General features: G+C 70.6%; 28 protein-coding genes. 21 read left to right on the top strand and 7 right to left on the bottom strand.

The window, feature by feature from the left end; genetic code table 11:
* Positions 1-59: 59 nt before the first annotated feature.
* The 3 genes from EDF33_RS02485 (at position 60) to EDF33_RS02475 (ending at position 1829) form a co-directional block, all read left to right on the top strand.
* Entirely contained in the window at positions 60-782 is a 723-nt protein-coding gene (locus EDF33_RS02485; protein ID WP_132099219.1) for an SDR family NAD(P)-dependent oxidoreductase, read from the top strand.
* 17 nt (positions 783-799) lie between these two features.
* Entirely contained in the window at positions 800-1450 is a 651-nt protein-coding gene (locus EDF33_RS02480) for a dihydrofolate reductase family protein (protein ID WP_132099218.1), read from the top strand.
* Between the two features lie 121 nt (positions 1451-1571).
* Positions 1572-1829 (top strand): hypothetical protein, encoded by a 258-nt coding sequence (locus tag EDF33_RS02475; RefSeq protein ID WP_131920855.1) that lies wholly within the window; start codon positions 1572-1574, stop codon positions 1827-1829.
* Here the strand turns inward: EDF33_RS02475 and EDF33_RS02470 are convergent, their stop codons facing one another.
* Entirely contained in the window at positions 1830-2369 is a 540-nt protein-coding gene (locus EDF33_RS02470; protein ID WP_243692333.1) for a MarR family transcriptional regulator, read from the bottom strand.
* A 59-nt stretch (positions 2370-2428) separates the two neighbouring features.
* On the opposite strand from EDF33_RS02470, the gene EDF33_RS02465 reads away from it, so the two are divergent.
* The gene (locus EDF33_RS02465; RefSeq protein WP_132099216.1) at positions 2429-3652 is read left to right on the top strand and encodes an FAD-dependent monooxygenase; all 1224 of its coding nucleotides are present in this window, start codon (positions 2429-2431) and stop codon (positions 3650-3652) included.
* A gap of 8 nt (positions 3653-3660) precedes the next feature.
* Here EDF33_RS02465 and EDF33_RS02460 read toward each other — a convergent pair whose 3' ends face one another.
* Positions 3661-4452 (bottom strand): SDR family NAD(P)-dependent oxidoreductase, encoded by a 792-nt coding sequence (locus EDF33_RS02460; RefSeq protein ID WP_132099215.1) that lies wholly within the window; start codon positions 4450-4452, stop codon positions 3661-3663.
* A 107-nt stretch (positions 4453-4559) separates the two neighbouring features.
* Here EDF33_RS02460 and EDF33_RS02455 point away from each other — a divergent pair, with 107 nt between their 5' ends.
* The 7 genes from EDF33_RS02455 to EDF33_RS02425 all read left to right on the top strand — a co-directional run bounded on the left by EDF33_RS02455 (position 4560) and on the right by EDF33_RS02425 (position 12496).
* Positions 4560-5060 (top strand): MarR family transcriptional regulator, encoded by a 501-nt coding sequence (locus tag EDF33_RS02455; RefSeq protein ID WP_132099214.1) that lies wholly within the window; start codon positions 4560-4562, stop codon positions 5058-5060.
* A 112-nt stretch (positions 5061-5172) separates the two neighbouring features.
* Complete coding sequence (locus EDF33_RS02450) at positions 5173-6192, top strand: LacI family DNA-binding transcriptional regulator (RefSeq protein ID WP_165918695.1); 1020 nt, start codon at positions 5173-5175, stop codon at positions 6190-6192.
* Between the two features lie 110 nt (positions 6193-6302).
* On the top strand, positions 6303-7565 hold the full coding sequence (locus tag EDF33_RS02445; RefSeq protein WP_123937085.1) for an ABC transporter substrate-binding protein: 1263 nt from the start codon (positions 6303-6305) through the stop codon (positions 7563-7565).
* 9 nt (positions 7566-7574) lie between these two features.
* Positions 7575-8528, top strand: a complete 954-nt coding sequence (locus tag EDF33_RS02440) for a sugar ABC transporter permease (protein WP_132099213.1) — start codon at positions 7575-7577, stop codon at positions 8526-8528.
* Positions 8525-9397 carry a carbohydrate ABC transporter permease gene (locus EDF33_RS02435; protein WP_132099212.1) on the top strand — a complete coding sequence of 291 codons (873 nt, stop codon included), beginning with the start codon at positions 8525-8527 and terminating at the stop codon, positions 9395-9397. The genes EDF33_RS02440 and EDF33_RS02435 overlap by 4 nt, the downstream gene beginning before the upstream one ends.
* Before the next feature lie 53 nt (positions 9398-9450).
* Positions 9451-10728 (top strand): family 1 glycosylhydrolase, encoded by a 1278-nt coding sequence (locus EDF33_RS02430; RefSeq protein WP_132099211.1) that lies wholly within the window; start codon positions 9451-9453, stop codon positions 10726-10728.
* An 85-nt stretch (positions 10729-10813) separates the two neighbouring features.
* Complete coding sequence (locus tag EDF33_RS02425) at positions 10814-12496, top strand: CBM35 domain-containing protein (protein WP_132099210.1); 1683 nt, start codon at positions 10814-10816, stop codon at positions 12494-12496.
* Between the two features lie 152 nt (positions 12497-12648).
* On the opposite strand, the gene EDF33_RS02420 is transcribed toward EDF33_RS02425, so the two are convergent.
* Positions 12649-13044 (bottom strand): MerR family transcriptional regulator, encoded by a 396-nt coding sequence (locus tag EDF33_RS02420; protein ID WP_132099209.1) that lies wholly within the window; start codon positions 13042-13044, stop codon positions 12649-12651.
* Between the two features lie 96 nt (positions 13045-13140).
* On the opposite strand from EDF33_RS02420, the gene EDF33_RS02415 reads away from it, so the two are divergent.
* The 6 genes from EDF33_RS02415 (at position 13141) to EDF33_RS02390 (ending at position 18323) form a co-directional block, all read left to right on the top strand.
* The gene (locus EDF33_RS02415) at positions 13141-13842 is read left to right on the top strand and encodes an SDR family oxidoreductase (RefSeq protein WP_132099208.1); all 702 of its coding nucleotides are present in this window, start codon (positions 13141-13143) and stop codon (positions 13840-13842) included.
* Between the two features lie 150 nt (positions 13843-13992).
* Entirely contained in the window at positions 13993-14451 is a 459-nt protein-coding gene (locus tag EDF33_RS02410) for a hypothetical protein (RefSeq protein ID WP_123339352.1), read from the top strand.
* A 118-nt stretch (positions 14452-14569) separates the two neighbouring features.
* Entirely contained in the window at positions 14570-15268 is a 699-nt protein-coding gene (locus EDF33_RS02405; RefSeq protein WP_132099207.1) for a GAF and ANTAR domain-containing protein, read from the top strand.
* A 12-nt stretch (positions 15269-15280) separates the two neighbouring features.
* Positions 15281-15997 (top strand): GAF and ANTAR domain-containing protein, encoded by a 717-nt coding sequence (locus EDF33_RS02400; protein ID WP_123339354.1) that lies wholly within the window; start codon positions 15281-15283, stop codon positions 15995-15997.
* 96 nt (positions 15998-16093) lie between these two features.
* Complete coding sequence (locus tag EDF33_RS02395) at positions 16094-17185, top strand: acyl-CoA desaturase (protein WP_132099206.1); 1092 nt, start codon at positions 16094-16096, stop codon at positions 17183-17185.
* A gap of 124 nt (positions 17186-17309) precedes the next feature.
* Positions 17310-18323, top strand: a complete 1014-nt coding sequence (locus EDF33_RS02390; RefSeq protein ID WP_132099205.1) for a matrixin family metalloprotease — start codon at positions 17310-17312, stop codon at positions 18321-18323.
* 46 nt (positions 18324-18369) lie between these two features.
* Here the strand turns inward: EDF33_RS02390 and EDF33_RS02385 are convergent, their stop codons facing one another.
* Positions 18370-19020 carry an SDR family oxidoreductase gene (locus EDF33_RS02385; protein WP_123292977.1) on the bottom strand — a complete coding sequence of 217 codons (651 nt, stop codon included), beginning with the start codon at positions 19018-19020 and terminating at the stop codon, positions 18370-18372.
* 107 nt (positions 19021-19127) lie between these two features.
* Here EDF33_RS02385 and EDF33_RS02380 point away from each other — a divergent pair, with 107 nt between their 5' ends.
* Together EDF33_RS02380 and EDF33_RS02375 are read left to right on the top strand one after the other, a co-directional pair.
* Complete coding sequence (locus EDF33_RS02380; protein WP_123671330.1) at positions 19128-19616, top strand: DUF4126 family protein; 489 nt, start codon at positions 19128-19130, stop codon at positions 19614-19616.
* Entirely contained in the window at positions 19616-20587 is a 972-nt protein-coding gene (locus EDF33_RS02375) for an NAD(P)-dependent oxidoreductase (protein ID WP_132099204.1), read from the top strand. The genes EDF33_RS02380 and EDF33_RS02375 overlap by 1 nt, the downstream gene beginning before the upstream one ends.
* A 16-nt stretch (positions 20588-20603) precedes the next feature.
* On the opposite strand, the gene EDF33_RS02370 is transcribed toward EDF33_RS02375, so the two are convergent.
* Positions 20604-21302, bottom strand: coding sequence for a carboxymuconolactone decarboxylase family protein (locus EDF33_RS02370; RefSeq protein WP_132099203.1), 699 nt, complete (start codon positions 21300-21302; stop codon positions 20604-20606).
* A 123-nt stretch (positions 21303-21425) separates the two neighbouring features.
* Here EDF33_RS02370 and EDF33_RS02365 point away from each other — a divergent pair, with 123 nt between their 5' ends.
* Complete coding sequence (locus EDF33_RS02365; RefSeq protein WP_132099730.1) at positions 21426-22442, top strand: aldo/keto reductase; 1017 nt, start codon at positions 21426-21428, stop codon at positions 22440-22442.
* Positions 22443-22522: 80 nt separating this feature from the next.
* Here EDF33_RS02365 and EDF33_RS02360 read toward each other — a convergent pair whose 3' ends face one another.
* Both EDF33_RS02360 and EDF33_RS02355 read right to left on the bottom strand, forming a co-directional pair.
* Positions 22523-22726: a hypothetical protein gene (locus EDF33_RS02360; protein WP_123671333.1), complete on the bottom strand. Its 204-nt coding sequence runs from the start codon at positions 22724-22726 to the stop codon at positions 22523-22525.
* Positions 22723-23595 (bottom strand): helix-turn-helix transcriptional regulator, encoded by an 873-nt coding sequence (locus EDF33_RS02355; protein ID WP_165918694.1) that lies wholly within the window; start codon positions 23593-23595, stop codon positions 22723-22725. The genes EDF33_RS02360 and EDF33_RS02355 overlap by 4 nt, the downstream gene beginning before the upstream one ends.
* An 86-nt stretch (positions 23596-23681) precedes the next feature.
* On the opposite strand from EDF33_RS02355, the gene EDF33_RS02350 reads away from it, so the two are divergent.
* Positions 23682-24566 (top strand): aldo/keto reductase, encoded by an 885-nt coding sequence (locus EDF33_RS02350; protein WP_131877851.1) that lies wholly within the window; start codon positions 23682-23684, stop codon positions 24564-24566.
* The last annotated feature ends 68 nt before the right edge of the window (positions 24567-24634 follow it).

Here is a 24634-nt window from a genome sequence, read left to right as displayed (position 1 = left end):
CGCCCCGCTGTTGGTCCACCTGCCGCACACGCCCCCGCCACCCGGCGCATGATGAACGCATGTCCCGCATCCTCGTCACCGGATCGACCGACGGCCTCGGGCGGGCGACCGCCGACACCCTGTTGCGTGACGGGCACGACGTCGTCGTGCACGCCCGCAGCACGGCACGGGCGGAGGCAGTCGCCGACCTGCTCGACCGTGGTGCCACGCTCGTCGTCGCCGACCTGTCCGACCGCGAGGCCGTGATCGCCGCCGCGCGCGACCTCGACGCTGGCGACCCGATCGACGCGGTCGTGCACAACGCCGGCGTGATCTCCGGCCGTGCGCTGATCCCGGTCAACGTCGTCGCGCCGTACCTGTTCACCGCGCTGCTCCACGCGCCGACCCGGCACGTGTACCTGAGCAGTGGGATGCACCGCGGCGGCCGGCCCCGCCTGGATGGCGTCGACTGGGACGGCACCGCGGAGACGAACACCTACTCGGACACCAAGCTCTTCGTGACCGCGCTCGCCGCCGAGGTCGCCGAGCGCCGGCCCGGCGTCCTGAGCAACGCCGTCGACCCGGGTTGGGTCCCGACCAAGATGGGCGGCGCGGGGGCGTCGGACGACCTCGAGCTCGGGCACCGCACCCAAGAGGCCCTCGTGACCGACCCCGACGCAACCCTCAGCGGCGGTTACTGGTTCCACGGACAGCGGCAGGAGCCGCACCAGGCGGTCGCTGACCCGCAGTTCCGCCGCCAACTCGTCGGCGCCCTGGCGACGGCGACGGGCATCACCCTCTGAAGCAGGACAGGAGCACCATGTCGACGGTCAGGGTCCACAACTTCGCAATCTCGCTCGACGGGTACGGTGCCGGAGCCGACCAGTCGATCGACCGGCCGTTCGGGCACGCCGACGGCCGACTCATGGGGTGGTTCGCCGCCACGGCCACCTTCCGCGCGATGCAAGGAGCGTCCGGCGGGACCACCGATGTCGACGACGAGTTCGCTCGCGCCTGGGGACCGGAGATCGGTGTCGAGATCATGGGGCGGAACAAGTTCGGACCCCAGCGCGGACCGTGGCCCGACGACGGCTGGACCGGGTGGTGGGGCGACGAACCGCCGTTCCACACGCCCGTGTTCGTGCTCACCCACCACCCGCGCGAGCCCCTCGAGATGGCGGGCGGGACGACCTTCCACTTCGTCGACGCGACCCCGGCGGAAGCGCTCGAGCTCGCCCGCCAGGCCGCACCGGGCCGGGACGTCCGGATCGGCGGCGGGGTCGAGACCGTCCGCGAGTTCCTGCAGGCCGACCTCGTCGACCACCTGCACCTGGTCGAGGTGCCGATCGTGCTCGGCCGCGGCGAGCGGCTCTGGGACGGACTCGAGGGGATCGAGGAGCGCTTCGACGTCGAGACGGTCGCGTCGACGTCGGGGGTCGTGCACCGCACGTTCACGCGCGTGGCGCACTGATCGCACAGACCGGCGGACGAACCTGAGCCGTTGTGTCGGCCGGGGACTACCGTCGACCGCAGGTGACCCAGGCCCCCGGCTGCCGGCACGATCTCTTCGTCCGATGCCGACCGGAAACGCCATGTCCTCCTCGCAGACCGATCTCCCACACCAGCACGACCCGACGAGCTGGACCGCGCTCGAGGTCGGCCGGTGGGAAGCCCGCTCCGGCCGGTCCCACATCGGAACAGTCGTCTTCACGAACCGGTACGAGGTCCGTGGGTGGTCGGGCGAGGTCTTCGGCGACCACACGAGCCTGGAGAGCGCGAAGGCACAGGTCGAGGCGATGGCGCGGTGGAGCCTCGGTGAGCGACCGTGGTCACCCGACGGAGTCGACTGATCAGTCCATCGCGTCGTCGTAGATCCCGATCAGGCGGTCGAGGAACGCCTGCACCGTGGCGCGCTCGCTGTCGTCCATGTCGGCGACGACGTCCTCGATCCCCTCGATCAGCGGCAGCACCAGGTCGTACGCACGATCGGACGACCGCTCGGCTGCGGTGACCACGAGCTTCCGGCCGTCGCTGGGGTGCCGCTCGCGCGTGACGTGGCCGGCGGACTCGAGTCGGTTGAGCACGAGGGTCATGGCGGCGGTGGAGATCTCCAGTCGCCGCGCGAGCTCGGTCGGGGTGGACCGTCCGTGGGTGATGAGGTGGTCCATCGCCTCGAGCCCGGCCGCGTCGACGTCGAGTGCCCGGGCCAGGTGTCGCTCGAAGCGCTGCTGGCGGACCCCGACCTGTTGGACCCGGGCGCGGATGTCGTCGTCGGGCAGCGGTCGTCCGTCGCGACGGGCGGCTTCGCGGTCGCGTCGATCGTCGCGGTCGCTCCGGGCGTCGCGGTCTCGTCGTCCGTCGGTGGGCGCTGTCGGTTCGTCGTGCGGCACGAGGTCGATGGTAGTCGTGTAGATTGCCAATCTCATTGGTAATCAAGATTCGAGGCAACATGTCGACCGACCGCAAGCGCGTCCTCATCTCCGGTGCGAGCATCGCCGGACCCGCCCTGGCCTACTGGCTGCACCGGTACGGCTACGACACGACGATCGTCGAGCGCGCGCCGGAGCTCCGGACCGGCGGCCAGAACGTCGACGTGCGGGGCGCCGGGCGCGAGGTCTCGCGGCGGATGGGGATCGAGGACGACATCCGTGCCGCCACGACCGGTGAGGTCGGTACGCGGTTCATCGGCCGCTCCGGTTCGGTCATCGCGGAGTTCCCGGCCGGAACCACGGACTCGGGCGGCGCCACCGCGGAGCTCGAGATCCTGCGCGGTGACCTCGCGCAGCTGCTGGTCGGCCGGACCACCGACACCACCGAGTACCGGTTCGGCGACCGCATCACCGGCATCGCGGACAACGACGGCGCCGGCGACGGCGTGACCGTGCAGTTCGAGCACGCCGCCGACGAGCGGTTCGACCTGGTGGTGGCGGCGGACGGCATCGGGTCGAGCACCCGGCGACTGGTCTTCGGCGACGAGCCCGAGATCCGGTCGCTCGGCCTCGAGACCTCCTACGCGACGATCGCCCGCACCGATGCCGACGACGACTGGTGGCGCTGGTACAACGCACCGGGTGGTCGGTCGGTCACCCTCCGTCCGGACCCGCACGGCACGATCCGGGCGACGCTGTCGTTCGTGACCGATCGGACACGGGAGCGCGCCGGCTCCGAGCGACGGTCGATCGAGGAGCAGCGCCGACGACTGCACGAGGTCTTCGCCGATGCCGGCTGGGAAGCACGTCGTGTGCTCGCGGGCATCGACGCCGCTGACGACCTGTACTCCGAGTCGATCGGGCAGGTCCGTGCGCCGCGGTGGTCCGAGGGTCGGGTCGCGCTCGTCGGCGACGCCGCCTACTGCGCCTCACCGGTCAGTGGCATGGGCACGAGCCTGTCGCTCACCGGGGCGTACGTGTTGGCCGGTGAACTCGCCGCCCACGTCGACCACCGCGATGCATTCCGGGGCTACGAGCGCATCATGCGGCCGTACGTCACCCAGGCGCAGCAGCTGCCGCCGGGGGTGCCGCGGGTCGCGAACCCGAAGAGCCGGCTCGGGATCGCCGCGTTCGGTGCTGCGGTTCGGGTCGCCTCCACCCCGTTCATCGGTCGGCTCGGCGACCGGTTCTTCACGCCACCGGCCGACGCGATCGACCTGCCGGACTACGCACACCTCGGCTGACGTGCCACCTACAGGAGCCCGGTCAGGACGCCGCCGTCAGCCCGGATCGCGGCGCCGTTCGTCGCGGAGGACAGCGGGCTCGCGAGGTAGGTGACGAGCGCCGCGATCTCGGCAGGGTCGATGAAGCGCTCGAGCAGGCTGGTCCGGTTCTGACCGATGATCGCGGCCTGCATCGCCTCGACCGGAAGAGCCTGCGCCTCGGCGATCGCCTCGACCGTCGTCGCGACACCGTCGGAGTACGTGGGACCGCCGAGGACGGTGTTGATCGTGACCGAGGTCCCACGTGTCTGCTTCGCGAGTCCGTTCGCGAGCGCGATCACCGCGGCCTTGGTCACGCCGTAGTGCACCATGTCCGCGGGGACGTTCACGCCGGACTCGCTCCCGATGAACACGATGCGACCCCACCCGCGTTCGAGCATCCCGCCGAGCAGGTGCCGCGACAGGCGGACCCCGCTCATCACGTTGACCTCGAAGTACCGGGACCAGTCCTCGTCGGCGATCGACTCGAAGGTGGCGAGGCCGAAGAGTCCGACGTTGTTGACGAGGACGTCGACGTCGTCGAGGGACCCGAGCAGTCGGGTGACGTCGCCCGGGTCTCCGAAGTCGGCCGCGATGCCGGACACCGTGGTTCCCGGCTGGTCACGCCGCAGGCGATCGACGGTTGCTTCGACCCGGGCGTCCTCCCGGCCGTTGACGATCACGCGCATGCCCTCGGCCGCGAGTGCGGAGGCGATCGCGTACCCGATGCCCTGCGTCGATCCGCTGATGAACGCCGTTCTGCCTCGGAGTTGCAGGTCCATGGATCCTCCTTCGTCGTCTCGCGTCACTCGACCCGGTGACTTGCCTGAGCAAGTCACCGTACGTCCGTTTACTTGCTCAGGCAAGTCACCGGACGTACGATGCCGTGATGGCACCGCCCGATGAACCACACGGCCTGCGCGGCGAACGACTCGAGATCTGGGCAGCCGTGGCGACGATGCTCGAACGGCTCCCGGTCGCCCTGGACGCCCAACTCCAACGAGACAGTGGCCTCACGCACTTCGAACTCGGGGTCCTCACCGCCCTCGACGCCGCGCCGGACAGGACCCTGCGGATGAGCACGCTCGCCGGGTACGCGAGCTCGACGCTCTCACGACTGTCCCGCGCGGTGACTCGGCTCGAGGCGAAGGGGTGGGTGCGCCGTGTGGTCGACCCGACGGACGGCCGCTTCACCCTCGCGGTCTTGACGGATGACGGGCACGGCAAGGTCCTCGAGTCGACGCCCGCGCACCATGCCCTGGTCGAGCGCCTGGTGTTCGACACGCTCACCGAAACCCAGACGCGGCAGCTCGGGGTCATCGCGCGGAGCATCGGCGACGCAGTGGACGCAGCTCCGGCGTGGACGCCGCCCAGGGCCCGCCAGCCGTGACCGGACCGACACGTCCGGGCCGCACCACGCTGGTGCGGTAGGTTCCTGCCCAACGCATTCCGGACGCGAGAGGGGAGCGCGGATGGCCCAGGGACACCGCTCGCCCCCCACGATGAGTGACGTCGCAGCCGTCGCCGGCGTCTCGAAGAAGACCGTCTCGAACGTCCTCTCCGGCTACGAGCACGTCTCCGCCCGCACCCACGACCGGGTGATGGCCGCGGTGGACGAACTCGGCTACGAGCTCAACGTCTCGGCCCGGAACTTCCGCGCCGGCCGGTCGAAGGTCATCGGCCTGGCGGTGCCGGAGCTACGGCAGGCGTACTTCGCCGAGCTCGCCGACGCCGTCATCCGCGCCGCCGGTGCCGTGGGCTACACGGTGCTCATCGAGCAGACCGCGAGCGGCGTGCGCGAGGCGGACGCGATCACCCGGATGCGCGAACACTCGATCGACGGCATCATCTACAGCCCGCTGACGGTGCGGTCGAGCGATGCTCCTGCGCTCGAGGTGAAGTTCCCCCTCGTGGTGCTCGGCGAGCCGATCCCGGACAGCCCGGTCACGTTCATCACGATGTCGAACGCGGACGCGCTGCACGACGCGACGGCGCACCTGCTCGACGCGGGCCGTCGTTCGATCGCCTTCATCGGTTCCGAACCGTCGGGGCCGGTACGGACGGCGCAGGAGCGGCTCCGCGGGTACCGCGAGGCGCTCGCCGAGCAGGGCGTGGCGTTCCGACCCGAACTCGTCGTGCCCACGGCGCTCTGGCACCGGGCCGAGGGGGCAGCGGCGGCGCGGGCGCTGCTCGACTCCGGCGTCGAGGTCGACGGGATCGTCTGCTGCAACGACGCCCTGGCGCTCGGGGCGATGAGCGCGTTGCAGCTCGCCGGTCGGACCGTGCCGGACGACGTCGCGGTCGTCGGCTTCGACGACATCGAGGAGTCGGCGTACGCGACGCCCGCGCTGACCACGGTGTCGGCCGACCTGGACCGGGTTGCGGCGACGGCGGTCGGGGTCCTCGTCGAGCAGCTCGAGGAGGACGCGGCCGTCGGTCCGGGCGTACTGCGCTCGCCGCATGCCCTGGTCGTGCGGGCGTCGTCGGCGCCCGTCGCCGCGGAACGCACGGTCTCCGCCTGAGGTCTTGACCTGCCCGTCGAGCACGGACTACTGTCCAGATTTACACCGGTGTAAATCCGGCATGGACGAGGTCCCGCACACCGAAGTGCGGGACGGATGGCAGGTTTTCGATGAAGAAGCACATCGCGGTCGTCGCGCTCGCAACAGCGGCGGCGATCTCCCTGGCCGGATGCGCCGGCTCCCCCGGATCGTCCGCGAACGCCCACGTCGACCTGACGTTCTGGCACGGGTACACCGAGGCCGACGGCAAGGTCCTCGACGGCATCGTCAAGGACTTCAACGAGTCGCAGGACAAGGTCACGATCACGACCCAGACGAAGACGTGGGCGGTCATCGACGACACGATGCTCCCCGCGCTGACGGCGAAGAAGGGCCCGGACATCGTCGCGATGACCTCGGACCGACTGCCCGTCTACGCCGAGAAGAAGGCCCTCGTCGACCTGAGCGACTTCTACGACGACGACACCAGCAACACCGGCGAGCTCAAGGAGCAGGCCGTCGCGATGGAGCAGGTCGACGGCAAGGAGTACGGCGTCCCGAGTGGCTTCGTGCCCCTGTCCGTGATCTACAACAAGAAGCTCTTCGCCGAGGCCGGCATCGACGCGTTCCCGACGACGTGGGACGAGTGGGTCGCCGACGCGAAGAAGCTGACGAAGGACGAGAACGGCGACGGCACCCCGGAGCAGTACGGGCTCGTGCTGCCGGACCACCAGACGGTCGGCAACGGCATCTGGCCCAGCCTGTTCGCCGGCAACGGCGGCTCGATCACGAACGACGCCGGCACGAAGTCGACCATCGACTCCGCTGCGAACGTCGAGACGCTCGAGTACTGGGCGAAGGCGATCCGGCAGGACAAGATCTCGCCGACCGGTGTCGACGGCATCGCGGCCGACAAGCTCTTCACCGCCGGCAAGACCGCCATGGAGATCGGCGGCCCGTGGATGGCCGGCGTCGCGAAGGCGTCCGACATCGACTACGGCATCGCCGCGATCCCGGCCGGGCCGAAGGCGCAGGTGGCCTCCGCCATCGGCATCTCGCTCGGCGTGACCGCACAGACCGACGACCCGAAGCAGGCCGCTGCCGAGGACTTCCTGCGGTACTTCAACGAGAAGAACGTCGCGACCAAGTGGGCGCTCGGGTCGGGTTGGCCGTCCCTGCGCACCGACGTGACCGCCGCCGACGTCGACGCGAACCCCACCGTCGCGGCACTGACCGGTCTGCCCGGCACGACGATCCCGCTCCTCCCGGGCGTCGTGAACAGCGGTGACGTGCTCACCGCGCTCGACACCGCAACGCAGAAGTCGATCGCGGGCGGCGACCCGGAGTCGCTCCTCGGCACCGCCGACACCGACGTGCAGTCAGCCCTGAAGTAGAGGACCACGATGACCACGCAGCAACTCGGCCGACGCCGTCGGTACCGTCCCCCGGGACAGCTCGGCGGCCGGACGCCCCTGAACGGGACCTTCCGCCGCCGTGCGACCGTCGTCGGCTTCCTCGCACCCGCGATCGTCATCCTCGGGGCGTTCGTCCTCTGGCCGATGCTCTCGGCACTGCGGCTGTCCTTCACGGACGCCAGCGGCTTCGGTGACCCGAGCTGGGTCGGCTTCGCGAACTACGTCCGGGTCTTCACCGACCCGGACGTGGTCCGCTCGATCGGCAACACGGCGCTGTACTCGGTGCTGTTCACCCCGGTCGCGATCGCCGTGGCGCTGGTGCTGGCCCTGGCGCTCAACCACCCGGCGTTGCCGTTCCGCGGCTTCTTCCGCTCGGCGCTGTTCCTGCCGTTCATCGTGTCCCTGGCGGTCGCCGCGTTCGCGTGGTCGTACCTGCTCGACCCGCAGATCGGCCTGCTGAACCACTGGCTCCAGGTGGGCGGCATCCGGCTCGGCAACGTCCTGCAGGACCCGGCCCTGGCGATGCCGACCGTGGTGCTCGTCGCGGTCTGGAAGAACTTCGGTTTCTACATGGTCATCTTCCTCGCGGGGCTGCAGGAGATCCCGACCAGCCTGTACGAGGCGGCGCAGCTGGACGGCGCGAACGGCCGCCAGCGGTTCGCGAACGTGACGTTCCCGATGCTCAGCAACACCATGGCGTTCGTCGTCATCGTCGCGCTCATCGCCGCACTGCAGGCGTTCGACCAGATCTACGTCCTGACCGGCGGCGGGCCGTACCGGTCCACCGAGACGATCGTCATGCAGATCTACCAGTCCGGGTTCAAGGACCTCGACCTCGGCTTCGCGTCCGCACTGGCCTACGTGCTGCTCATCGCGACCCTGCTGCTGAGCCTCGTGCAGTTCCTGTTCTTCGGCAAGCGCGGAGAGGACACCGCATCATGACCGCACTCCCCCGTCCGGCCACCGCGGTCCGGCGCAGGACCGTGGCCCGTCGCCCACCCTCGATGCGCTGGCTCGGCTTCGCCGCGGTGCTCATCGTCACCCTCGCGGTGCTGCTCCCCGTGCTCGTCATCGTGTTCACGGCGTTCAAGCCGGCGAGCGAGGTGAACGCCTACCCGCCGACGCTGTTCCCGCACTCGTGGACGCTCGACAACTTCCGGGCGATCTTCACGCAGTTGCCGTTCGGCCGGCTCATCCTGAACAGCTTCGCCTTCGCCGGCGGGGTGACCGTGTTCGCGCTGGCGTTCGACGCGCTCGCCGCCTACGCGCTGGCCCGGCTCGACTTCCGGGGCAGCAAGGTCCTGCTCATCGTGATCATCGCCAGCCTGATGATCCCGTTCCAGGCCACGCTGATCCCGATCTACCAGCTCGTGTCCGACCTCGGGTGGGTGAACACCTTCGCCGGTCTCATCGCACCGCGGGCGGCGGACGCCTTCGGCATCTTCTTCCTCCGGCAGTTCTTCGTGTCGCTCCCCCGCGACCTCGACAACGCGGCGCGCATCGACGGTGCGTCCGAGTGGCGGATCTTCCGGAGCATCATCCTGCCGAACGCCGTACCGGCACTGCTCACCCTCGGCATCTTCACCTTCGTCAACAACTGGAACGACCTGCTCTGGCCGCTGGTGTTCACCACGGACCAGGACATGGGGACCATCACCTCGGGGCTGACCCTGCTGACCGGACCCGGCGGCATCATCCCGCAGGGCGTGATGATGGCCGGCGCCCTGATCGCCGTGCTGCCCCTAGCCGTCATGTTCCTGCTCGTGCAACGCCGCTTCATCGAGAGCGTCGCCAGCACCGGGCTCAAGTGACGACGACCCCGCGCGGTCCCCTCGGGGACGCGCCCACCACGAAACGAGACACCATGCACTGGTCCGACGACGGACGGCTGCACTTCGCCCTGGGCATCGAGGACACCTTCGTCCCGCAGGCCCGTCCGGGCGAGCGCCCCATCGACGAGTACGAACTCACCGACCACTACCGGCAGTACGCCGCCGATCTCGGCCTGGCGGTCGACGTCGGCGCCGAGCTGCTCCGCTGGGGCGTGCCCTGGTACCGGGTCGCCCCGGAGCCCGGTGTGTGGGACTGGTCGTGGGTCGACGGTGTCATGCAGCGCTTCCGTGAGACCAGCCTGCGGCCCGTCATCGACCTGCTGCACTACGGCACACCGCTCTGGCTCGACGGTCAGTTCGCGAACCCCGACTACCCGGCGCACGTCACGGAGTACGCCGCCCGGTTCGCCGCCCGGTACGGCGACGCCGCGACCGACTACACGCCCGTCAACGAGCCCGTCATCCACGCCCTGTTCTCGGGTGAGTACGGGTACTGGCCCCCGTACCTGACCGGTGCCGAGGGTTCTGCCCGGATCGCCTCGGCGCTGGCGAAGGGGTTCGTCTCCACCCAGCACGCGATCGCCCGTGAACTCGGAGACGCCGCCACCTTCGTGCACGTCGACGCCGGCATCCGGTACGTCGGCGACGTCGATGCCCCCGAGCACCGCGCCACCGTGGCGCGGCTCCGCGCCCAGACGTTCCTGGTCGAGGACCTCGTGACCGGCGGGGTCGACGACCACCACCCGCTCGTCGGACGGCTGCGCTCCGGCGGGGTCACCGACGCTGACCTGGACTGGTTCCGCCAGCACGCGGTCCGGCCGGACGTGATGGGCGTCAACTACTACCCCCTGCACTCCACCGAGGTCTTCGAGGCCGGCGTCCACCACGGCGGCGGCTTCGCCGACCCGCGTCCGTGCCGGGACACGGGGGCCGAGGGGCTCCGCGACGTGCTGACGACGTACGCCGAGCGGTACGGCGCCCCGGTCATGCTGACCGAGACGTGCGTCACCGGGTCCGTCGACGAACGCATCGGCTGGCTCGACGATTCCGTGGCCGCCGTGCACGAGCTCCGTGCCGAGGGCGTCCCGGTGGTCGGGTACACCTGGTGGCCGCTGTTCGACATGTACGAGTGGACCTGGCGGCACACGGACGCACCCCGCCAGGAGCACCTGCTCACGATGGGCCTCTTCGACCTCGTCGAAGACGGCGACGGCGGGCTCGACCGCCGTCGCAACCCGGTCGCCGACGCCTTCGCCGCGCATGCGCGGCAGGAACGAGCCGTGGCAGCGGCCCTGTCGGCGACCACCTGAGGACGGGAGGCGCGGGTCGGGTCGGTCCCGCGCCTCCCGTCCGTCTCCGCGCACCACCACTGCACCACCAACCGAACGGAGCACCATGTCCCTCCGCCTCGGCGCCGCTCCGGCGCCTCGTCGACGCCGAACGCTCGCGCTCGTCGTCACCGCTGCCGCTGCTGCGGCGGCCCTCGTCGCCGGTGTCACCGGCCCCGCTCCCGCCCAGGCGGTCACGACTGGCAACGGAGCCCTCGTGTACTCGCCGGCAGCGGGCACCGCCTTCAACCCCGAGGGCGGACGTGCTGCCGGCACGACCTACGCCAAGAACATCGTCCTGAAGAACAGCGGCTCGGCGAACGGCCAGCAGTTCGTCACCTTCGACCAGCTCGTGCTCGAGAACGGCGTGCAGGTCTACCCGATCTACCGCAGCACCGACAACGGCACCTCGTGGAGCCGCGTCGCCACCGTGAAGCCGAGCACGCAGTTCCCGACGCTCACCCGCACCGCCCAGCCCTCGCTGTACGAGACCCCGATCCAGCTCGGCACCATGCCCGCCGGCACCCTGCTGCTGAGCGGCATGATCATGCCGACCGACCGGTCGAGCAGCCGTCTGGTCATGTACAAGAGCCTCGACCACGGTCTCACCTGGTCGTTCGTGAGCACCGTCGACACCGGCGGTCCCGCCACCTACGACCCGAGTCCGACGTCCACCACCTCGACGGTCTGGGAGCCGTCCGTCGCGGTCGACGCCAACGGCGGCCTCGTGACGTACTTCTCCGACGAGCGGCAGAAGGCGAACAACGTCCTGCAGGCCGTCAGCTACCGACGGTCGACGGACGGCGGTCTCACCTGGGGTGGCCTGGTGAACGTCTCGGCGCCGACGAACAAGAGTGACCGGCCCGGCATGATCACGGTCACCCGGATCCCGAACGGCAACTACGTGGCGACGTTCGAGGTCGTCAACCGACCGAGCCAGACGAACAACACGGCGCCGGTGTACTTCAAGACCTCGCCCGACGGGTTGACCTGGAGCCCGGAGACGAGCATCGGCACGAAGATCGCACTGCCCGACGGCCGCGGGGTCGGTTCCTCGCCCGAAGTCCGCTGGGTCCCGACGACGGGCAACGCGAACGGCATGATCGTGGTGTCGTCGAAGTGGTCGCTCGACAGCGCCGGCAACATCGACGGCGGGCAGAACTTCGTCGTCAACCGCAACCAGGGCTCCGGCTCGTGGGAGCAGCTGCCCTACGCGGTCACGTACGACGCCCGCGACGCCGAAGGTGGCACGTTCAGCGGCTTCGCCCAGGGCTTCGACTCGAGCGCGGACGGCAAGACGCTCTACCAGGCGACGAACGTCGAGAACCTGACGACGACCTACAACGACGTGCGGGTCGGGTCGATCCCGATCAACGCGCTGCGGTACGAGGCCGAGTCGGCGGTGCGGAGCGACACGAGCACGGTCACCCAGGCCGACGCCGTCGGCGGTGCGAAGGTCGGCAACATCAACAACGCGACCAGCTCCGTGCAGTTCACGGTGCAGGCGGCGACCGCGGGGACGTACACCGTCAACGTCCGGTACGACAACGGCACCGGGGCGACGAGCACGCACGCGCTCGCCGTCAACGGAACGTCGGCCGGGACGGTCAGCTACGCGCCGACCGTCAACTGGGGGCGCTTCGGGTGGGCGCAGAAGACCGTCACCCTCAAGGCCGGCGCGAACACGCTGACCTTCACGAAGGGCACGGGCTTCGCGGAGCTGGACCAGATCCAGGTGTTCCAGCCCTGACGCCGCCCCTGCTGCCCTGGTCGTGACCAGGTGGCGGACGGGCGCACCCGCTCGGCGGCGACGCGAAGCGTCGCGCGGGTGCGCCGACCGAGCCTGCGAGGGAGGATGTGGCGGGCGCGCACCGCGCCTCCCGTCCGTTCTGGCGTTCCGTCTCAGGCCGCGACCGCTCCGTCTGTCGGCTCACGCAGGGCCGGGCAGTGCTCGGCAGTCGGGTGCTCGCTGATGGCGATGACCTCGTCGAGCCGGCCACGCGCGGCCTCGAGCTCCGCCATCTGCGCCGTGATCCGGTCGCGCTCGGCCACGAGCAGCGCGAACGACTCCGGCGTCGCGTGCCCGCTGTCCACGCACGGCAACAGCTGCACGATGGTGCGGCTCGGCAGGCCGGCGGCGAACAGCTGCTGCACGAGCTGGACGCGCTCGACCGCCGGGGTGTCGTAGACGCGCTGCCCGCTGGTGGTCCGCGACGCGGTGAGCAGTCCCTGCTCTTCGTAGTACCGCAGCGAGCGCACGCTGGCGCCCGTCTCTGCGGCGAGGTCGCCGATCCGCATGCGGTCTCCGATCCGGGGCTTGCCCCTGACATGGATGTGAGGTCTTAGCGTAACCGAGCCGCTGCGGGAGAGACCCGCGCGGCAGGAGGAGACACCATGGACATCGCTGGATCGGTCGCACTCGTCACGGGCTCGAACCGGGGCATCGGACGCCGCTTCGCCCTGCAGCTGCTGGAGCGCGGCGCCACCAAGGTCTACGCGACCGCACGCCGACCCGAGCTCGTGGACATCGAGGGCGTCGTGGCGCTGCCGCTCGACATCACCGACCCGGCGTCGGTCGAGGCGGCGGCCGCAGCCGCCGGCGACGTCACCCTGCTCGTGAACAACGCGGGCATCTCGACGACGGGCTCGCTGCTCACCGACGACCTCACCGATGCGCGCCGCGAGATGGACACGCACTACTGGGGGAACCTCGCGATGATCCGGGCGTTCGCACCGGTGATCGAGCGGAACGGCGGCGGCGGCATCGTGAACGTCCTGTCCGCTCTGTCCTGGTTCGTCTACCCGGGATCCGGCGCGTACGCGGCGGCGAAGGCCGCCGAGTGGAACCTGACGAACGCGGTCCGGTTGGAGCTCGCCGGCAAGGGGATCAGCGTGCAGGGGCTGCACCTCGGGGCGGCGGACACGGACATGATGGACGGCTACGAGGGGCCGAAGGTCGACCCGGCCGACGTGGCGCGGGCCGCGCTGGACGGCGTCGAGCGGGGTGCGGCCGAGGTCGTCGTCGACGAGTGGAGCAGCGCGGTGAAGGCGTCGCTGTCGCAGGACCCGTCGACGTTCTACGCGCAGTTCGCCTGAGCAGGGTGACGCCGGGGTGTGGTGGAGCCCCGGCGTCGGGCCGCGGCTGGGAGTGCTCACATCCGCGGGTCCCACACTGACGCCACGGTGTCGCCGTACCGAGTCCGAGATCCTCTCGAGCTCCCGCGGGGATCCGCCAAGGGAGTCATCATGACGGACCAGTCCGAGGCGGCCTCGACGCCGCTCGCGCTCACGAGTGTGGTGGCCTCCGGCCTGCCCACCGAGCTCGGCAAGCCCACGGCGGCGAAGTACTACGACGTCCCGGCGGTGTTCAACCGCCGACCCGACGCAGCCGAGATGGCCGGCCTGCGCGGTGCCGACGGACACGCGCAGCTCGTGACGGCCGGCTACCCCGACGTCACGCTCGACGTGCAGGACCGGCGTCTCGTCATCGGCAACACGAACCTCGGACAGCTCGAACGCGGTCTCGCCACGGTGGTCGCGACGATCGTCGACGTCGTGAGCCGGGCGTCGTTGTTCGACAAGGAGCAGGTCCGTGACGCAGCGCGCATCGAGTTCGACGACCGCACGGCCCGGGCCCGCGAGGTCACGCGGGCGGCGGAGCGGATCCACTTCGTGCCGGAGCCGTCGCGCGTCAGCGCGGGCTGACCGTGTCCGCGCGGGTCGACGTGCCCGGCGGGCGACGCCCGCCGGGCACTGCGCTAGCGTTGCACAACGCGGGGGCCGGATCAGCCCCGCGTTCACGGACCCGGACGGTTTCCTCGCGATGAACGACTTCACGACGGCAGTCTCCGCACTGCAGGCCGCACCCGACGGCACCGACATGTGCCCGCCGTTCCTGGCGACGCTGCCCGTGACCGGGGTCGGCATCTCCACCCTCGGCAACCCACTCGGATCGGCGACGGTGTGCGCGAGCGACGCGCGCGCCGCGCGGATCGACGAGATCCAGTTCGACCTCGGCGAGGGCCCGTGCTGGCAGGCGTTGACGACCCGCCGCCCGGTCCTGGAGTCCGACCTGTCCGGCACGACGAACACCGACTGGCCCCTCGCGCTCGAGGAACTCCTGCGCGCCGGGGTCGGGGCGGTGTTCTCGTTCCCGATGCGCATCGGGACGATCCCCGTCGGCGCCGTCGACCTGTCCGTGGACAGCGAGCGCACCCTGACCGTGGGGCAGATCCGCGGCGCCGTGGAGCTCACCGAGGTCGCAGCCCGTCGGGTGCTCCGTGGTGCCCTGCTCGCTGCGGCCGCCGACGGTCGTGCCGACATGGGCACCAGCCGCTACTCCCGACGAGAGGTGCACCAGGCGACCGGCATGGTCGCAGCACAGCTCGGGGTGGACGTCACCGACGCCCTCCTCGTGCTGCAGGCGCACGCCTTCGCCACCGAACGCACCGTCCGCGACGTCGCCACCGACGTCATCGCTCGCCGCATCGACCTCGCCCGGCCGTACGGTTCCGAGAACTGAGGAGCACGCACCATGGCACCGACCCGCGAGCGCCGGCTCATCGACACCTTCGTCACGCTGACCGACACCCTCGTCGACGAGTACGACGTCGTCGACCTGCTGCAGAACCTGGTCGACAGCGTCGTCGACATCTTCGACGCCTCGGCGGCCGGCATCCTGCTGGCCAACCAGCACCAGGAACTCGAGGTCGTGGCGTCGACCAGTGAACGGTCCAGCTTCGTCGGACTCCTGCAGCTCGACGCTGGCGAAGGGCCGTGCGTGGAGTGCTTCGCGACCGGGCGTCCGGTGTCCGTCAGTGACCAGGCGGAGATGCAACGCCGGTGGCCGACGTTCGCGGCCGCGTCCGCCGAGTCGGGGTACGCGTCGGTGCACGCGATCCCGATGCGGTTGCGGGACACCACGCTCGGGTCGCTGAACCTGTTCCGCGAGACCGAGGGTGCGCTGAACCGCGACGATGCCTTGGCTGCTCAGGCCCTGACCGACGTCGCGACCATCAGCATCCTGCAGCAGCGGACCTTGCAGCACGCGGCGCTGACGCAGGCGCAGTTGCAGCGAGCCCTCGACAGCCGGGTCGTGATCGAGCAGGCGAAGGGCTTCGTCGCGTACACGCACTCGGTCGACACCGAGGCGGCGTTCGAACTGCTGCGGCAGTACGCGCGGTCGAACCAGGAGCGCCTCGCCGACGTCGCCCGGGCCATCGTCGAACGCCGCCTGGTCCTCCCCGCCTGATCCCGTGTGTCCCCGGTCCGGGCCGGCGTACGATCACGAGCAAGTCGTAGCCCCGGACCCCGGTTGCAGGCGCAGCACTGGATCCAGGAGGAAAGCATGGGCGACGAACTGGTCGTACCGACGGGCTACCGGAAGACCGAACGACGGTCGCCTCGGACCGACACCACCTCGACGTACACCGCGCTGCTCGCGCAGGTCCGCACCGCTGGGCTCCTCGGTCGCCGCACGGGCTGGTACTGGGGCCTCATCGCAGTGCTCGCCGCGCTGCTCGGCATCACCGGCGGGGCGTTCGCCGTGCTCGGCGGCTCCTGGTACCAGTTGATCGTCGCGGGGGTGCTGGGCGCACTGTTCACGCAGTTCGCGTTCCTGTCGCACGAGGCTGCCCACCGACAGGTGTTCGCGTCGCACCACTGGAACGACCGAGCGGCCCGGTACGCCGGCACGTTCCTGACCGGCATCAGCTACGCGTGGTGGATGAACAAGCACACCCGGCACCACGCCAACCCGAACACCGTCGGCAAGGACCCGGACATCTCGTTCGACGCGATCTCGTTCCGGCCTGAGGACGCTGCCAGCCGGACCGGGTTCCTGCGTGTGCTCGTCCGCGTGCAGGGGTACGCGTTCTTCCCGATGCTCCTGATCGAGGGTGTGAACCTGCACTGGCAGTCGATCCGCACGTACACGAGCCGTGGCCCGGTGAAGCGGCGGTGGGCCGAGGGATCGGTCTTCGTCGGCCGGTTCGTGCTCTACCTGGGTGTCGTCTTCTGGTTCCTGCCGGTCGGCTTGGCCTTCGCGTTCCTCGGTGTGCAGCTCGCCGTGTTCGGGTTCCTCATGGGGATCGCGTTCGCGCCGAACCACAAGGGCATGCCCGTCATCGAACCCGGCCGCCGCGTGGACTTCTTCTCGCGCCAGGTCCTGACCTCGCGCGACATCGGTGGTGGCGCCTGGGTCGAGTACTTCATGGGCGGCCTGAACCACCAGGTCGAGCACCACCTGTTCCCGAGCATGGCCCGGCCGAACCTGCGGGCCGCCCGGGACATGGTCCGGAAGTACTGCGCGGACCAGGACGTGCCGTACACCGAGACGACGCTGGTGCACTCCTACGTCATCGTGGTCCGTTACCTCAACGAGGTCGGTCTGGCGGCTCGCGATCCGTTCGCGTGTCCGATGGTCGAGCGGCTGCGCTGACCGACCGCGACGGCTGGGCGCTTCCTGTCCTGTCGGCGCAGCCCTGGACCTGACGGGGCTCATCGGCGAGCATGGACCCGATCAGGGACGGCGGGCACAGGGGCCCACCGCGGGAAGGGCAACCATGCGTCCCGTCAGGAACACGCTCACCACCGGGGCGGTCATCGCACTCGTCGTCGGCCTCACCGCGACGGCGGCACCCGCGCAGGCGGCGACGCCGGGGGCATCGACGCCGGCCGCCGGAACCCGCTGCGCCACGGGGACGCTCTCGGTGCAGACGCTCCGGTCGGGGTGCACGGTCTCGTCGGGCACGGTCGCGCTGCCCGACGGCCGCACCTTCGCCGTGCCGGCGCCCGGTGAGAGCGTGATGGCGAGCAGCTCCGCGGCGCCGGGTGCTCCGGAGCTGGCGGAGGTCGTCATCGCGAACACCGGCACCGGCGGTGTCGCGGTCCGCATCGACGAGGGGTGGAGCGGTTCGGCGCCCGCCGTGCGCCGCGAGCAAGCGAGGAGCGCGGCAGCCAGCGCCGCCGCCGGCGCACCCGCAGCACCGGCCGCCACGGCCGCGGCCACCACCAAGTGCACCAGTACGGCCAACGCACGGAACCCGTACCGCTGGCCGAGCACGGTGCAGTGGTACTACAACGAGTCCGGCCAGAAGTCGTCGTACGCCAAGGACGCCCTGCGCAAGGCGGCGAACGCGTGGACCGGCACGATCGCGTCGTGCGACCGCACCGTGACCTCGTCGGCCCGGAACTCCTACGTGCGCCTGGCGACCCAGGTGCCCGGGCTCACCGACAAGGGCGGCTGCTCGAAGAGCAACGGCTACAGCGTCGTCGGATGGGGCAAGCTGCCCTCCGGCACCCTCGGCGTGACGTGCGTCTGGTACGACGGCAACGGCATTGCGAAGGAGTCCGACCAGCGGTACGCCACCAGCTACAAGTGGAGCTCGACGACCGCCTGCTCGGGCGCACGGTTCGACACCCAGGCCGTCGCCACCCACGAGTGGGGGCACCTGTACGGACTCGGCCACGTCAAGACCGGAACCGGTCAGGTCATGGAGCCGTCCGGCGGGTACTGCGACACCGGCTCACGCACGCTCGGGCTCGGCGACATGACCGGCATCGCAGCGATCTACTGAAGCGCGGCTGCGGGCCGCGGGCCGTCGTCAGACCCCGTCGGGGTCCTCAGACAGCGTCGGCGCGGAGGAAGTCCGCGATCGGGGTCGATCCCGAGTTGAACCGGATGGTGTTGCCCGCCGTGCCGGGGGTCTCGAGCACGTCGGCGATCACGTGTGCGACGTCGCCGCGCGGCACGTCGCTCGACGAGCCCGCCCAGTCGACCGAGCCGGTGGCGTCGTCGTCCGTCAGGGTGCTCGGCGCGACGATGGTCCACTGCAGACCGGAGTCGCGCACCACGGCGTCGGCGATCGCCTTCGACTGCGCGTAGGCGAAGAAGTCGTTGTCCTGCGGTACCCCGTGGTCGAGCTGCGACCCGGACCACGACACCATGACGTAGCGGTCGACGCCGGCCTGCTTCGCGCCCTGCACCGACAGGATCGCGGCGTCGCGGTCGATCGCCCAGGTGCGGTCGACGGACCCGCCGCCGGCACCGGCCGACCACACGACGGCGTCGTGCCCGTGGACGAGCTCCGCGAAGTCGGTCAGGGACTGCTGCTGGATGTCCGCGACACGGGGTTCGCCGCCGTGGGCACGGATCTCGTCGGACTGGTCCGCGTCGCGGATGACCGAGGTGACCGAGTGGCCGCGGTCGCTGAGGATGCGGGTGGTGAGGAGTGCGACCTTGCCGTGGCCGCCGAAGACGATGACGTTGCTCATGCGGCGGACGCTACTCGGGCCGGCTCAGTACCCGCAGTCCGTGAGGACCCTCGGAGCGCTCGCGGCCCGCGTGCGTACGGTCGGACCTGATCACGACTGGAGACACGATGAGCACGCAGCACGAGCAGCACACCCTGGTCCGCACCTTGGTGCTCGGCATCCTGAGCGGCGGCCGCAGCGCCACCCCACTCGCGGTGCTGGCGCTGAACCACGACCGGTCCTCGCTGAAGGGGTCGTGGCAGGACTGGAAGGTCTTCAGCACACCGCTCGGCCGCGGACTCCTCGTCGCCTCGGCCGTCGGTGAACTCATCGGCGACAAGCTGCCGATGACCCCGAACCGCATCTCCCCCGCCGGCCTGATCGGCCGCATCGGGTCCGGCGCGCTCGTCGGCGCGGCACTCGGCACGACCGGCAAGCGCGACCTGCGCATCGAGGGCGCGATCCTCGGCGGCGTCGGTGCGATCGTCGGGTCGTTCGTCGGGTGGGGTGCCCGCAAGCTCGTCGGTGCCACCACCCGCCTGCCCGACCCGGTCGTGGCGCTCGCCGAGGACGCCGCGACCATCGCCGGCTCCGTGAAGGTCATCACCGCCGACTGATGCGCATCGTCGTCATCGGAGCCACCGGTCACATCGGCACGTTCCTCGTCCCCCGCCTCGTCCGCGCCGGTCACGAGGTCGTCGCCATCAGTCGCGGCACCAGCACCCCCTACGCCGACTCCCCCGAGTGGCAGCAGGTCGAGCGCGTCACCGCGGACCGTGAGCAGGAGGACCGCGACGGCACGTTCGGAACGCGGATCGCTGCGCTCGGCGCCGATGCCGTCGTCGACCTGGTCTGCTTCACCGAGCCGTCCGCCGCCGCCCTCGTCGAAGCGCTCCGCGGCACGGGCACGCACCTCGTGCACTGCGGCTCGATCTGGCGCGCGGGTGCATCCCGTGTGCTGCCGATCACCGAGGACGACTTCACGCCGCCCTTCGGCGACTACGGCGTGCAGAAGGACGCGATCGCCCGGATGCTCAAGGAAGAAACCGCGTCAGGGGGTTTGGCGACGACGACGCTGCACCCGGGTCACATCAGCGGTCCGGGCTGGATGCCGATCGGTCCGCTCGGCAACCTCGACCCGTCGGTGCTGACGAGGCTGTCCGCCGGCGAGGCGATCGAGGTCGCCGGTCTCGGCGCCGAGACCATGGCCCACGTGCACGCGGACGACATCGCGCAGGCCTTCCAGCTCGCCGTCGAACACCGCGAGGCGGCGGTCGGCGAGGACTTCTTCATCACGGCCCCGACGGCGCTCACCGCGCGTGGGTACGCCCACCTGGCAGCGTCGTGGTTCGGCCAGGAGGCCCGGCTCGAGCCCGTCAGCTGGGACCGGTTCCGCGAGACCACGACTCCAGAGCACGCTGGCGCCAGCTGGGAGCACCTGTCACGCAGTCAGGTGTTCAGCGTCGAGAAGGCCCGCCGTCTGCTCGGTTACGCGCCCGGGTTCACCGCCGAACAGACGGTGCTCGACGCCGTCCGCTGGCAGGTCGACCACGACCAGCTCGAGGTCGCCGGCCCCCTCGTCGTCTGACGGACCGGCCGCGACCTCAGGCGGCGGGCGCGCCCTCGTTCACGGCGGCGAGCCCGTTGAGCGTCCGCGGGTAGCCGATCACCGGCACCAGGACGGTGAGCACGTCGAGCAGTTGCTGCCGGGTGTTCCCGACGTGCAGGTTGCCCGCGACGTGTCCCGTGACCTGCGCGTCCGCACCGCCGAGCGCGACGAGGACCGCGAACGTCAGCAGCTCACGCGTCGGCAGGTCGAGCCCGTCCCGTCCGACGGTGTCACCGAAGCAGTTGCCGGACAGGAACCGCTGGAAGTGCACGGTGTCGTCGGCCGCGTTCTCGTACATCGCGTCGACACGTCCGGCGCCGACGACGGCGCTCTGGACCGCACGGCCCCGTTCGAGTCGGTCGTCGGGGGTGGTCGTCGACTGGCCCGGGAGCGGCAGCTCGACACCGCGCGCGATCAGCACGTCGTTGGTGATCGTGAGGAAGTCCGAGGCGCGTGCGGACCCGACGTAGGCGACGGCCTGGTACCCGATCTCCTTTGCCTCGACCGGGGTCAGCGAGCCGTCGAGCGCGGTGCCGAGCAGCTGTCGGAAGGCCGTCTGCGCGCCGGCGGCGATCATCGCGCCGAGCTGCACGACCGCGCGGTCGTGGCTGCTGAGCGACGCGTGCTGCAGCGTCTCGTCCACGAAGTCGGCGTGGTACTGGCCGAACTCGGGGTCGGTCTCGGCGAACGTCATGTCCCCGACGCTACGACCGCTCCGCCGGCCGAGGGAGGTAAGGGCCTCCCCCCTTTCGCCGTGGGTGACCGGCCTAGCGTGGCAGCCGTGCCCGGCGAGACCCGCGGGCACGGAGAGGAAACCATGGAGTACCGCCAGCTCGGACGCACCGGCGTCGAGGTGAGCCCGCTCGCTCTGGGCACCATGATGTTCGGCCCGTGGGCGAACGCCGACGTCGACGACTCGATCCGGATCATCCACCGCGCCCTCGACGCGGGCATCAACTTCGTCGACACCGCCGACGCCTACTCGGACGGCGTCTCCGAGGAGATCGTCGGCAAGGCCATCAAGGACCGCCGTGACGACGTCGTGCTCGCCACCAAGTTCTTCATGCCGATGGGTGAGGGCCCGAACCGCTCCGGGGGCTCGCGCCGCTGGATCATGCAGGAGGTCGAGAACTCCCTGCGCCGCCTCGGCACGGACCACATCGACCTGTACCAGGTGCACCGTCCGTCCCCGACGACGGACGTCGAGGAGACCCTGGGCGCCCTGACCGACCTCGTCCGCCAGGGCAAGGTCCGGAACATCGGATCGTCGTCGTACTCGGGCGCCGAGATCGTCGAGGCCCAGTGGACCTCCGAGCGCCGCGGGCTCGAGCGCTTCCGCACCGAGCAGCCGCCGTACTCGATCCTGGTGCGTGGCATCGAGGAGGACGTCCTGCCGACCACGCAGCGCTACGGCATGGGCACCCTCGTCTACAGCCCGCTCGGCGGCGGCTGGCTCAGTGGCCGCTGGCGCAAGGACGCTCCCGGCACCCCGACGGCGAAGCACCGCCCCGCGGCCCGGTTCGACATGTCGACGCCCGCGAACCAGCGGAAGCTCGACATCGTCGAGGAACTCGCACTCCTGGCCGAGTCGCAGGACATGTCCCTCATCGAGATGTCGCTGGCGTGGGCGATCCGGCACCCCGGCGTCACGAGCGCGATCATCGGCCCGCGCACCATGGAGCAGCTCGAGTCGCAGCTCCCTGCCGCCGACCGCGTGCTCAGCGACGAGGTCCTGGACCGCATCGACGAGCTCGTCGCACCGGGCGTCACGATCAACCCCGACGACAACAGCTACGGGCAGCACACCCTGGTGCCCGCCGCACGTCGCCGGTGAACGCGACCGACTGACGGACGGGAGGCCCGCGGCCAGCTGGCCACGGGCCTCCCGTCCGCCATCTGGGCACGCGCGCAACGTCAGCGACGTCGGAACAGCTCGCCGAGGTGCCACGGGCCGGGCGCGAGCCGCACAGCGGCCTCGGCACGCACGCGCTCCTCGAGCGCACGGTCGCGGGTCAGGTCGTGGATCTCCTGCTCCGCGCGCCAGCGGAACCGCAACCGGCCCAGGAACCCGAGCGGCGCGGCGGCTGCGGTCGTCGGGACGGACTCGGTCTCGCTCATGCGTCCTCCGGTTCCGGGACGGCTGCGGCCGTCGTGGCGACGAGGTTCGCGAGCAGCTGCAGGCGCTCCTCGGACGGTGAGCCCGGCTCGGTGCCGTAGGCGATGAGCGTCAGACCGGTGTCGGTCGCGAGCTCCATCGTCTCGTACGTCAGGTCGAGGTCGCCGACCTCGGGGTGGTGCACCCGCTTCGAGCCGTTCAGGTGCCGCATGACGCCGTGCGCGGCCCAGCGCTGCCGGAACTCCTCGCTGCGGGTGGAGAGCTCGCCGATCAGGTCGGTCAGCCCCTTGTCGTACGGCGACCGGGCGGCCTCGGCACGGAGCACGGCCACCATGTCGCTCGCGACGACGTCCCAGTCGCGCCAGAACTCCTGACCGCGCGGGTCGAGGAACGCGAAGCGGGCGGTGTTCGGGGTGCCGGCGGGGTCGAGGAAGAGCGGGGAGTACAGCGCACGTGCCAGGGCGTTGCCGGCCAGGAAGTCCGAGCGGCCGTTGCGCACCCACGCGGGCATCGTCATGCCGTCCAGCATGCGCTGCACGTTCGGTCGGACCTTCGACGTCGGGGTCTTCCGCCGCGTGGTCGCCGAGGCGTTCTGCACGCGGGCCAGGTCGAACAGGTGCGCGTGCTCGGCGTCGTCGAGGCGCAACGCGCGCGACAGCGACTCGAGCACGCTCTCCGAGACGCCGGTGAGGTTCCCGCGCTCGAGGCGGATGTAGTAGTCGACACTCATGCCGGCGATGAGCGCGAGCTCCTCGCGGCGGAGACCCTTGACCCGTCGGGCGCCACCGAAGTCGGGCAGCCCGACCTGCTGCGGCGTGACCCGCTCGCGGCGGGTGCGGAGGAAGTCGCGCACTTCGCTCTTGGTGTCCATGCGTCCACGGTAGGACGGTGCCGGGCGGGGAAGAAGGGGTTGCTGGTACCCGTCAGGGTCAGGGGCACCGGCCTAGCGTCGTGGGCATGGACACACTCACCCTCAACAACGGACTCGAGATCCCCGCGATCGGCTTCGGCGTGTTCCAGAGCGCACCCGACGAGACCGTGGACGCGGTCCGCACGGCACTGGAGACCGGGTACCGCCACATCGACACCGCCGCCGCGTACGGCAACGAACGCGAGGTCGGCGAGGGCATCCGCGCCTCCGGCGTCGACCGCGACGAGATCGTGGTCGAGACGAAGATCTGGGTCTCCGACTACGGCTACGACGAGACCCTGCACGCGTTCGAGAAGGCCACCGGCAAGCTCGGGTTCGACCGCGTCGACGTGCTGATCCTGCACCAGCCCGCGCCGGACCGCTTCGAACGGACGGTGCAGGCGTACAAGGCGCTCGAGACGCTGTACGCCGACGGTCGGATCGGAGCGATCGGCGTGAGCAACTTCATGCCGCACCACCTGCAGTCGCTGCTCGACGCGACCGACGTCATCCCGGCGCTCAACCAGGTCGAGCTGCACCCGTACTTCACGCAGCCGGACGTGCAGCGCGCCGACGCGGAGCACGGGGTCCTCGACCAGGCGTGGTCCCCCATCGGCGGGATCACCTTCTACCCGGGTTGGGGTGACGAGCGGGTCAGCGTGATGGACGACCCGATGATCCGGACCATCGCCCAGAGGCACGGCAAGACGCCGGCGCAGGTGATGCTCCGCTGGCACGTGCAGCAAGGGCGGAACGCGATCCCGAAGTCGACGAACCCCGGACGGATCGCGGAGAACTTCGACGTCTTCGACTTCGTGCTGTCCGACGACGACCTCAGGGCCCTGGACGCGCTCGACACGGGCCGCCGGAACGGCCCGGACCCCGACGGTGCGGACACGAGCCGCTTCGAGCGGGTGATCCCGGAGGCCTGACGCGACCAGGAGACGGCCAGGAGGCCCGTGGCGGCGCCGCCACGGGCCTCCTGGCCGTCACGGGGTCG

It is taken from the genome of Curtobacterium sp. PhB146 (genome assembly GCF_004342995.1).
GTDB lineage: Bacteria > Actinomycetota > Actinomycetes > Actinomycetales > Microbacteriaceae > Curtobacterium.
This window is presented reverse-complemented; position numbering and strand designations above follow the sequence as displayed.